We start from the raw sequence: 10,351 nt of genomic DNA on the forward strand, positions 1-10,351 counted from the left end.
TTTCTTTGAACCTTGACTATCTTTGACTATTATACCGAAATTTTCGATTTTTTTAAAGAAAAAAGAGAGCAAGTAAAGAATAAACTTCACCAACTCTCTTCATTTCTAATTATTTAAGCCCAACTCCGCTAAGATTTGGCGTTTATAGGCAATTTTTTGAACTTCCTTGTCTTCGCCTTCAGACCAATCAAGTTTGACTTCAGAAACAATCTGACCAGGGCGATTTTTCAAGATATAGATGCGATTACTGAGATTGAGGGCCTCCTCGATACTATGCGTAATGATGAGCGTCGTCAGGCCTAGCTGTTTATGAATATCAAGATACCAGGCATGAAGTTCCATCTTAGTCATCTCATCCAAAGCGCTAAAGGCCTCGTCTAGAAGAAAGAGCTTATGCCCGAAAAGGTAGGTACGGAGTAAAGCAACACGCTGGCGCATCCCACCACTGAGTTCATGAGGATACTTGTCCCTTACAGCCGTCAACTGAAAGGTAGCAAGAATTTCATCTGCTTTGGCAATGGCTTCTGCCTTGTCCACCTTTTGGATCAAGAGGGGCAAAATGATATTGCCAAGGACAGTCTTGTGTTCCAAGAGCAAATCCTTTTGGAGCATATAACTCACGCGCCCCTTGGGATTTTCCTCACCGTCAAGAATGATTCGTCCAGACTGGACTTCTAAAATCCCTGCAATCAGGTTAAAGAGAGTAGTCTTTCCTACACCACTGGGGCCTAGGATAGAGACCACTTCACCTGAAGTTACCTGTAGGTTAATATCCTCTAAAATCTTTTCATTGTCGTAGGCATAGCTTACATGTTCTAGTCTAATTTCTGTCATTATTTTACAAATTCGTTCGTGAATCCTTTATCAGTCAAGTCTTCCTTGAGGATACCATTTTCCTTATCCCATTTGTAGAAGGCATTCCAGCGGTCAGCATCAAACTGTCCCCATTTTTCCTTGTCGCTTGCATATTCCTTTGACAAGTATTTTTGAGATTCAATGACAAAGTCACGTTTATCCTTTAACTCAGGGGCATTTTTGATGAGGATATCAGCCGCTTCTTCTGGGTGCTCCATAGCGTATTGGTAACCTTTTTTGATAGCTTGGATGACTTTACGAGCTTCTTCTTTGTTATCTTTTAGATAGTCGTTGTTTGCAATGATAACTGGTGAGTAGTAGTCAAATTCTTTGACATAGTCTTTCAAATACATGAAGTTAGCATCTACACCTTGAGATTTAGCAAGGATTCCATCCCAACCATAGTAAATCCAGGCAGCATCAAAAACGCCATTGGCAATCGGTGTAATCGAGTTTGAGTCGTTGTTTGGTACTTTTTCAACCTTGTCAAAGTCTCCACCTTGAGATTCTACCAAGGTTTTCAACATGGCAAGCTCAGTTGGATCATTCCAAGTTCCGTATTTCTTCCCAACCAGGTCTTTTGGACTATTGATATTGTCAGACTTACGAGAGATAATCCCTGATGTATTGTGTTCTACAATCGCTGCAACGGCAGTAATACCTGCTCCTTTTTCCAATTTCTTAGCCATGTAATCTTGGAAATAGATAGCAAATGGCGCCTTACCATTGATAACCAAGTCAGATGAACTTTCTTCTGGTGGCAATTTCAAATCAACATCCACTCCAGATTCTTTGAAATAACCTTTTTCTTTAGCTACATAAAGCCCTGTGTGGTTGGTATTGGGTGTCCAGTCTAGGATAAAGTCAATTTTTTTGAGTTCTGCTTCTTTGTTATCCTTAGAAGCTGTTCCTTGGCCACAAGCCACAAGCACGACAGCTAGAAGAGCTGTTACAATCGTTAAAAACACTTTCCATGTTTTCTTCATTTTTATTTCCTCTTTTCTTTTTACAAAACGCTTCTTTTAAGTACGTTTCCATTTAATCACATATTTTTCACTGATATCGACTAGCTTCATACCCAGAAGACTGATCAGCGATACCAGAATGATAATCGCGAACATGGTATCATACTGAAACAGTTTTTTGGACTGAATCATGTAGACACCAAGTCCTTCAAAGCCTCCCAACCACTCAGATACCACTGTTGTGATAAAGGCGTAGGAGACGCTAACCCTTAGTCCTGCATAAAAGTAAGGCAGGCTGACAGGGATTTTAAAATGCCACAGGATTTGCCAAGGATTGGCTCGCATCAGACTAAATAAGGTCAGCATATCCTTGTCACAATGCCTAAATCCATCTAGAATACTGACGATAATAGGGAAGGTTGTCGTCAAGATAATCAAGACAATCTTGGGCAAAATTCCATAACCGAGCCATAAAACCAGAATAGGCGCTATGGCAATGGTCGGTATGGTCTGGACAACCACCATCATTGGGTAAATCAAGTCATTGAGCCAACTCAGGCTATCCATAAGGACTGCCATGATACAGGCTATCAAAACACCCAAGACCAAACCTAATAAGGCTACTCTCAAGGTTGCCCAACTATGGTACCAAAGAAATTCTCTGTCACGAACAAAAGACTGGAGAATCTCAAGTGGTGTCGGCAGGATAAACTTTGGTAGGAGTTTTAAGAATCCCGCCACCTGCCAAACGGTCAAGACACCCAAAAATCCTAGCAGACTAATATGTCGTCTCATTATACTTTTCAAGTTTCTCATCAATGCTTAAAATCTCTCCTATATTTATTTTCACATTGGCAAAAACATTGTCTGCTCCTTGGCCTGCCACTTCTAATGCTTCTTTGAGAATGCGCATAAGCTCATCAAACTCTCCCTCTAAAACTGATTCAAAGGGTGTCACCACCATGGTCACTTCTTGAGCTTGCAGATAAGCAATGACCTTATCAATTACAGCTATGCGGTCAATCCCCTGTGACAGGGGCAGGACTTGTAAAGCAATGCTTGCTTTCATTCAAACCTCCTTCTAAGTTACAGTTTTTCTTTGTAACAAAAGAAAAACCTCTTCCATATATGAAAAAGGTGCAAAATTAGGCCAAGTATCGTTCCCTACGCTGGCATTACCCAGATCAGGTGCGGTCGAAGTTTAACACTTCCTCTCAGACTGTACACAGACTCCCATATATTATATGGACATATGATAACGAAAAATAAATAAGATGTCAAGGAAACTGCTTACAGAAAAAGAGACGAAAAACCGTCTCTTTCAATTAAAGCATAGGTGCAAATAACTGTGTTACTTCTTTAATCATCATTTGATACCATGTAGGATTTATGGTATCCGAGAAGATTTCCTGAGATTGTTCAAAAATTCCTTCAAAATCTTTGCTAATATCCGCTATTGACTCTGTTTTGTAGAGTAGTACTGCATTTTCATAGTGGTGAACCAAGCTACGATAATCCAAGTTAATAGTACCGACAGCCGCAAATCGATCATCAACAATCATTTGCTTACTATGGATAAAGCCAGGTGTGTATTCAAAAATGCGAACACCCGCAGATAAAAGATCTGGATAAGCTCCCCGTGTTACAAGTTGAATGAGTTTTTTATCCGGTATATGGGGCGTGACTATTCTCACATCTACGCCTCTCATCGCCGCATTTTTTATATCCTCTGTCAAATCATAATCGATAATGAGATAAGGCGTTGTAATATAGACAAAATCTTCTGCTTGGTTAATCAGATTTTGATAAACGATCTTCCCTACCTTCGTTTTATAGATTGGCTTTGGTCCACTGCCATATGGGATACAAAGACCGCTACCAAATCGTGTCTGATTTTCCAAATGATACTGATCAAAGTCACTAATTTCCCCACGGTTGATGTACCAGTTCATGAGAAATAGTCTGGTAAATGCTTGAGTCGCCGGACCATCAACCCGAATCCCACTATCTTTCCAGTGTCCAAAACGTTCAATATGATTGATATATTCATCTGCAAGGTTGATTCCCCCAGTATAGGAAATTTGTCCATCAATGACCAAGATTTTCCGGTGGTCACGGTTATTATAGGCCACTGTCATACGGGGAATTACCTTATTAAATTTATGAGCATCAATCCCTTTAGAACGCAAATAAACAGTATAATCCCCAGGCAAAGTCACCATACAACCGATGTCATCATAGAGCATCTTGACCTCGACTCCCTGAGATGCCTTTTCTTCCAGAATTTCGAGTATGCTATCCCACATCAAACCTTCGTCGACAATATAGTATTCAAGAAAAATAAACTTTTCTGCTCTTTTAAGATCCTCCAGCATCTGCTTCCACATTTCTTCTCCATCTGCGAAAAATTGTGAATCTGTCTGGTCATAGACTTCTGCATTACTATCCATATGTAGCAAGGCATTGATAATTCCGTAAGCTGATTTGTCTGTCTCCTGTAGTTGCAAATGGAGTTGGCGCCCATTATTCTCATGAAATGCAATAGAATTCAATTCCTGGAGTTGTTTCAGTTCTTTTTTTGATAGTCTTCTCTCACCGAACATGAGATAAAGCAGTGGACCAAACACCGGTACAAAGGTCACAATCAACCAAGTCACTTTGCTTTCAGGTGACATCGAACGATTGACAATCGCTATAACGGTTGCTACACTAATCAAAAATACAAGAGTCACCCAAATAATCGGAGCAATCTGGCTCATGTAAAGAATAATTCCGAAAACAAGAAATAATTCTATCAGGATAATCGCAATACTAAAGCCATACTTGGACATCAATAAGCGAAATTTTCTTATTCCCATATCTCCCTCTCAATTTCTAAGTATACTCCCTAATATACTGTCTGAAAACGCTTGTTACCTTCTAGTATACTTAGTTTCGTAAAAGTTATCAAGCTTTTTCTGTATAGGCCGATAGTTCTACGTTTAAAATTAATTTAAAAAGCAGGCCACTTATAGATGCCTGCTATTATTTTACAATTTCAAAGCCAACATATTGACCGTCATACCAGCTGCAGTTCCCATTAAGAAGATGGTATCTCCTTCCTTCACATATCCGTAATCGAGTGCATAGGCCAAACCAAAAGGTACCGCAACGGAGACCATATTCCCATAATCCGTAACGAGATTAAGGTACTTGTCTTCGTCTACACCCAGTTTTCCCATGACCAAAGGAAGAGCGCGACTAGCTTGGTGGGGAATAATATAGTCTACAGCATCTTTAGAAATACCAGATTTCTCTTGGAATTCTTGGAACATTTCTGGAATGACACGAGCAGAAAGCAAGAGAATTTTCTTGCCTTTCATATCAAACATAAAATTTGTCTTGGTCTCTTCAGAGTACTCTTTTGGCTGATAAGAAGTTAAGCCTCCACGAATCTCTGTATCATGAGCCCCCTCTGACCAAGTACGTTGAAGACTTGCTATCACTCCCTTATCCTTATCACTTGATTGGAAAATAAAGGCAGCCGCTCCATCACTAAAGAGTTCATAACTTTCTTTTTGTTTTGGATTGAGACCCAAGCTACCAACTTCACTGGATACAATCAAAACACGACGGTATTCTCCCGCTTCAATCAAATGTGACATGGTTGATAAAGCAGAGATAAAACTTGTACAAGTCGTATTGATATCCATAGCTGGGATAGAGAGCCCTTTTGCCACACGTTCATGAATCAAAGCTGCCGTACAAGGAATTGGCTGAATACCCACCGCACTAGCTGATACAAGGCAATCAATATCTTCAATACTTAAGTTTGCATTTTCAAGCGCACGTTTGATAGCTGCTTCTGCCAAATCTAGTTGCGTTTCTTCATTTTCAACCACACGATGACGAGTCTGGTCTTTAAATTGCACCGTATTTTTTGGGAGGCAGACTCCATATCCTGCAATTTCTACATGTCTTTTTACTTCTGTCATAATTTTTTGTCCTTTCATAAACGTTGGATACGTTTGAGCTTACGACTTGTATCCCAGTGATAATCCGAAAATTGTATTTCAGGTTCTTTAAACTCTTTTTGTTGCGCTAAGAGTCTGAATTGCTCTGTGATGGCTGTTTCTACTTGCTCATCTCTTCGACTCAAACAAACTTCCACTAGCTTCTCAGAATGTTGTTTGACTTGGTAATCTCCAACATTCTCCACAAAGAGGATGCAACGTCTGATAAAGTCAGGATAAATCGTTACCTGACCTCCATCTTGTCCATCAAAATAGAAGATGTCGTCAGAACGCCCTTCGACCTTGTCAATCCTTGTGTAATGAGATCCACATGGACAAGGTTTAGGATTCTCAACCAAGATATCGTTGAGCTGGTAGCGATAAACAGGCTGACTGCTCCGCTTAAAATCAGTAATGACTGGATAAAAACGTCGGCCATCCAAGTAGTTTTTTTCCACAAATATGATGTCTTCATTGAGATGAAGATTCCCAGCAGAGCAAGTACAGGCTAGGAAACCTTCGGTTGCCTGGTAGACTTGGTCAATAATCGGCAACTCAAAAGCACTCAAAATTCGCTCTTTATCACTATCTTCCAAGATTTCAGCCACCGAAACGATTTTTTGTGGGTGAATGACTAATTCCCCATCTTTTAGACGCTTGCTCAATTCAATCAACATAGAAGCAGGCGCCACTACAATAGTCGGTTGATAATTGTTGAGACGCTCGATATGTTCATCTGTATTCTTGAAAATATCAAAGTACTCTAAACGAATAAGTGCCGTATTGATGGTCTGATACAATTCATTATCCGCTCTGAGGAAAAAGGCTATGCGGTGCCCAAAAAGTTGGCCTTTGGGCAACATCTTTGCTAAGATAGCTGCTGCCCACATACTTCTCTCTTTTTCAGTTGTGATAAAGAGTCCCCGGTGTCCAGATGTTCCAGAAGACAACCCAACAGCTATTTCTCCCTTGAGCTCTGTAAAATTCCTGGTCTTTTCACTTTCGATAGCCAAAGCCAAGGCCTCGTCTCGATCCACACCCTGAGTATTAAGCTCATTGAAATGACTCATCATAAAAGCCTTATCCATATGGTCAAAGTCACTAGGTACACCATTTTTAAAATAAGGTGACTCACGTTTGAGAAAGTCCATATAGGCAGCCAGCTGCTTTTTCTGATAGTTTTCTAATGCTTCTCGAGATCTAAAGTTATGAAGCCAGCGAGTTTGGATAAAAGTTTTAAGAAAGGTTATTTTTTTCATACAAAATCCGCTCAATCCTTTCTACGGGGTCATGGCTAACTAGCACTTCTATTCCATCCTTTAAAACCTCTTCCAAGAGCTCCGTTCCTTTGATATAGTCATCCTTACTATCTTGCACTAAGGAAGGAATCAGATGCATCTGTTTGGTGTAAGGTAAGAGGTCTATTCCCCAACAAAGATCTGCTGCGATAAAGAGATGATAATCTGGAATAAAGAGACAAGCTTGCCCCTTAGCATGCCCATTTATCGAAGCTACAAGGATACTTCCGTCTCCAAAAAGATCGATGGTAGGGCGATACTTAAAGTTAGCATTTTGCTGATTTGCCTTGATGACTGTCAATCTTTCCTCAAAGTCACTCGGCAAAAATTCTTTAAAAATTAAATCTTTTAGTTTTGGTTTCTTGTAAACATCATAGACTTCCTGGGTCAGGATAAAGTTTGCATTCGGAAAGAAGCTAGCCCCTCCCAAATGATCTGGATGTAGATGAGACAGCAAGACATAGTTGATTTCTTCTGGCTTGATCCCTTTAGATTTCAGCAAGTGCAAAATCTGATCTTTCTCCGTCATTTGAACTGGCGTCCCCAAACGGTAAAAAGCATAACGAAGTTTCCTCTTAATATCATAGTGATAGCCAGTATCATAGAGCAGATAGCCCTTATCCCTGTGCTTGATAAGGAACACTCCTGCGGGGAAAGTCATCTTTCTATTCTTGACACCCTTAAAAAGCAAACCAGCATAACTCGTACAATATCCCGCTGGGAAATACTCAATGCTTTCGATAATCTTGGACATATTGTTCAATCCCTTCTGAAATACTAATTTTCGGATGATAACCTAAGTCCTTCTCAGCCTTACTAATATCAAGAGTCTGACTATAGCGAAGCAGATAATAGGTATATCGAGTTAGAGGTGGCTCCCCTTTAAGGTTCAAGGTCTTGTATATAAATTCTAAACTACTTGCAATTCCTGATAAGAGAGATGCTGGAATTTTTCGATATTTGATTGGATAATCCAGACCTGTCAAACTTTCCTCTAGCAAATCTCTAAAAGCCCTCGGTTCACCATTAGTAATGTTATAAACTTCACCTTTAGCTTCTGGAGTTTCTATGGCCAAACGGATTGCCAGAGCAACATTTTCCACACAAGTCATGTCCATGAGCTGACGCCCATCTCCAATCAAAGGAATTCCAAGTTTTTGACTCAGATTAATTACTCGTGGCAAAATACTGGTATCCCCAATCCCAAAAAGCCCACGAGGCCTCAAGATGATACTCGGAACATCTGGGTAATTTTTAAAAAGTTTCTCCGAAGCCAATTTACTGCGGATATAGTTATTGAGATTATTTTCCTCTGGAGCATCACTTTCTTTGATAGCCAACTGATCCTTAGGAGCAGCATAGATGCTTGGTGAGGATACATAGACTAAACGTTGAATACCTGTTTGGCGACATGCCTCGAGAACATATTTGGTTCCTAAAACATTAGTCTGATAAAAATCTTCCCAAGGGCCCCAAACTGTTGACAGGGCTCCCGCATGAACGACCAGATCCATCCCCTTGCAAGCCTCTAGCACATCATCAGCTTTGGTCAAATCACCCTGAAAAAAACTAACCGAAGAATTCTCTAAAGAGCGACCAACCTTACTGTTTCTACCAAAAGCTCGAACCTGATAGCCATGCTCGACTAATTCATCAACAACATATTTACCCAAGAAACCTGTCGCTCCAGTTACTAAAACTGTTTTCATTTTTCCTTCTCCTTATTTGCCAGCAGACGATGGATTTCGCTCTCTAAGATTTCCGTCGGATGATAAGACTGTGCTGCTTGGCGCAAAGTCTCTAATTCTGTCCAATTTTCTTTAGCTAACAGCTCCTCAAAGGCTTGTCCAATGGCCTTGCTATTATCTCTTTTAGCTGAGAAAGCAACACCTGCTTCAACCCCACGAACGGCATAATCAAATTGATCATAATCATGAGGCAATATCAAAGCTGGTTTACCATAAATGATACATTGATAAAAAATCCCAGCTCCCCCGTGATGAATCACATAATCCATCTGGGGAATGTACTCCTTATAAGGTAGATAAGAAACTACGGAAAGGTTCTCCATGAGATTTTCACATTGGAAGGCCTCTCCACCTACACCACGAGTTACAAAAAAGTGACAATCAGGATGAGCTTTAGCAAGTTGCTTAGCTTGATAGATAAGATTTTCTTTAGCCCAAGAAAGTTGCGTACCACAAGTCACTAAGACTTTCTTTTGATTAGAAAATGTTGATAAATCTAACGGATAATCCTTTCCAGCCTCTACTGATGCACCAGAAGGACCAACCCACTTGTAGTGTTTTGGAAATCCTTTTTTCAACTCCACTTCTTTCATACCAATACCGAGAATTGAATATGGAGAATAAATGGTCTCATGACCGAGTTGATTATACAATTTAAAATGATATCTTTTTAAGCGATCACGAAGCAGAAAAGATACAATTCGTTTTACTAAACGAGTTGCTGTTCTACCTAAAAATTGTACTGAAACTTGCCAGCCATTCTTGGGACTTCCCATACCACCAATTAAACAAGGCGGGCCGTCAGTAGTCTCTAAAACAAATTGTGTAGCCATAGTAGTTATCCAAGGAATACCAAGTTGATTAGCTACTAAACCTCCAGACAAGGTTATAAAATCAGCAATGACGATATCAGGGCGATTCATTTGCCACTCTTCTAATAATTGATCCGAAACTAAATTAATTAAATCAATACTAGAAGAAAGTTGTTGATAAGCTGATAGTATCCCTAATTGCTGATCATTATTAGCAGCCCGTTCAAAATCCTCAATGTGATTTTCTAGTATTGGAACTACATGAAAACCTGCAGATTCGGCAACGGCTTTTTTTTGAGGACCAGTGAATAAGCGAATATCATATCGAGGGTTATTAAGTAAGGGTATTAATAAATTCATTGTTGGGTACAGATGTCCACTTAAAGGCACAACTACAACATCAATTTTGATTCTTTTCATATGTCTAGGATATCAAATTTTAAAAAAAAGAACTATCGATAAGATAATTCTTTACATATTTATTAGTTTCGACATGAAAAAGTAACGAAACATTTAAGAAAACGCAATGTAATTTTCAGATTATAATGATCAAAATCAAATATAAAAATAAAAAAAAGGCAATTGCCTCAATTCAAGTATTGACCAATCGGGAAGACAGGATTCGAACCTGCGACACCTTGGTCCCAAACCAAGTACTCTACCAAGCTGAGCTACTTCCCG

At 39.7% G+C, this 10,351-nt stretch carries 10 protein-coding genes, 1 tRNA gene and 1 riboswitch; all 11 genes read right to left on the reverse strand.

Annotated features, from left to right (window positions below; all coding sequences use genetic code 11):
* Window positions 1-105: 105 nt before the first annotated feature.
* A complete protein-coding gene (locus I1J71_RS05830; RefSeq protein WP_195184067.1) occupies window positions 106-834 on the reverse strand; it encodes an ABC transporter ATP-binding protein in 729 nt (242 codons plus the stop codon).
* Entirely contained in the window at window positions 834-1,841 is a 1,008-nt protein-coding gene (locus tag I1J71_RS05835; RefSeq protein ID WP_195184068.1) for an ABC transporter substrate-binding protein, read from the reverse strand. Before I1J71_RS05835 ends, I1J71_RS05830 begins: the two co-directional genes overlap by 1 nt.
* A 36-nt stretch (window positions 1,842-1,877) precedes the next feature.
* The gene (locus I1J71_RS05840; protein WP_195184069.1) at window positions 1,878-2,636 is read right to left on the reverse strand and encodes an ABC transporter permease; all 759 of its coding nucleotides are present in this window, start codon (window positions 2,634-2,636) and stop codon (window positions 1,878-1,880) included.
* A complete protein-coding gene (locus tag I1J71_RS05845) occupies window positions 2,599-2,889 on the reverse strand; it encodes a thiamine-binding protein (RefSeq protein WP_195184070.1) in 291 nt (96 codons plus the stop codon). The genes I1J71_RS05840 and I1J71_RS05845 overlap by 38 nt, the downstream gene beginning before the upstream one ends.
* Window positions 2,890-2,964: 75 nt before the next feature.
* Window positions 2,965-3,067: riboswitch (TPP riboswitch) on the reverse strand.
* Between the two features lie 78 nt (window positions 3,068-3,145).
* The gene (cls, locus tag I1J71_RS05850) at window positions 3,146-4,678 is read right to left on the reverse strand and encodes a cardiolipin synthase (protein ID WP_195184071.1); all 1,533 of its coding nucleotides are present in this window, start codon (window positions 4,676-4,678) and stop codon (window positions 3,146-3,148) included.
* A 171-nt stretch (window positions 4,679-4,849) separates the two neighbouring features.
* On the reverse strand, window positions 4,850-5,794 hold the full coding sequence (locus I1J71_RS05855; protein ID WP_195184072.1) for a 3-oxoacyl-[acyl-carrier-protein] synthase III C-terminal domain-containing protein: 945 nt from the start codon (window positions 5,792-5,794) through the stop codon (window positions 4,850-4,852).
* Window positions 5,795-5,808: 14 nt separating this feature from the next.
* Window positions 5,809-7,071, reverse strand: a complete 1,263-nt coding sequence (locus I1J71_RS05860) for a F390 synthetase-related protein (RefSeq protein WP_195184073.1) — start codon at window positions 7,069-7,071, stop codon at window positions 5,809-5,811.
* Entirely contained in the window at window positions 7,049-7,864 is an 816-nt protein-coding gene (locus tag I1J71_RS05865) for an MBL fold metallo-hydrolase (protein WP_195184074.1), read from the reverse strand. The genes I1J71_RS05860 and I1J71_RS05865 overlap by 23 nt, the downstream gene beginning before the upstream one ends.
* Entirely contained in the window at window positions 7,839-8,819 is a 981-nt protein-coding gene (locus I1J71_RS05870) for an NAD-dependent epimerase/dehydratase family protein (RefSeq protein WP_195184075.1), read from the reverse strand. Before I1J71_RS05870 ends, I1J71_RS05865 begins: the two co-directional genes overlap by 26 nt.
* On the reverse strand, window positions 8,816-10,090 hold the full coding sequence (locus I1J71_RS05875) for a glycosyltransferase (protein WP_195184076.1): 1,275 nt from the start codon (window positions 10,088-10,090) through the stop codon (window positions 8,816-8,818). The genes I1J71_RS05870 and I1J71_RS05875 overlap by 4 nt, the downstream gene beginning before the upstream one ends.
* Before the next feature lie 187 nt (window positions 10,091-10,277).
* Window positions 10,278-10,351 (reverse strand) — tRNA-Pro (locus I1J71_RS05880).

Source organism: Streptococcus infantis (assembly GCF_015546995.1).
Taxonomy (GTDB): domain Bacteria; phylum Bacillota; class Bacilli; order Lactobacillales; family Streptococcaceae; genus Streptococcus; species Streptococcus infantis_J.

Bases quoted from the DNA above. Each gene is read 5' to 3' on its own strand.
- I1J71_RS05830 (WP_195184067.1), bottom strand. From the start codon at position 834: ATGACAGAAATTAGACTAGAACATGTAAGCTATGCCTACGACAATGAA.
- I1J71_RS05835 (WP_195184068.1), bottom strand. From the start codon at position 1,841: ATGAAGAAAACATGGAAAGTGTTTTTAACGATTGTAACAGCTCTTCTA.
- I1J71_RS05840 (WP_195184069.1), bottom strand. From the start codon at position 2,636: ATGAGAAACTTGAAAAGTATAATGAGACGACATATTAGTCTGCTAGGA.
- I1J71_RS05845 (WP_195184070.1), bottom strand. From the start codon at position 2,889: ATGAAAGCAAGCATTGCTTTACAAGTCCTGCCCCTGTCACAGGGGATT.
- cls (WP_195184071.1), bottom strand. From the start codon at position 4,678: ATGGGAATAAGAAAATTTCGCTTATTGATGTCCAAGTATGGCTTTAGT.
- I1J71_RS05855 (WP_195184072.1), bottom strand. From the start codon at position 5,794: ATGACAGAAGTAAAAAGACATGTAGAAATTGCAGGATATGGAGTCTGC.
- I1J71_RS05860 (WP_195184073.1), bottom strand. From the start codon at position 7,071: ATGAAAAAAATAACCTTTCTTAAAACTTTTATCCAAACTCGCTGGCTT.
- I1J71_RS05865 (WP_195184074.1), bottom strand. From the start codon at position 7,864: ATGTCCAAGATTATCGAAAGCATTGAGTATTTCCCAGCGGGATATTGT.
- I1J71_RS05870 (WP_195184075.1), bottom strand. From the start codon at position 8,819: ATGAAAACAGTTTTAGTAACTGGAGCGACAGGTTTCTTGGGTAAATAT.
- I1J71_RS05875 (WP_195184076.1), bottom strand. From the start codon at position 10,090: ATGAAAAGAATCAAAATTGATGTTGTAGTTGTGCCTTTAAGTGGACAT.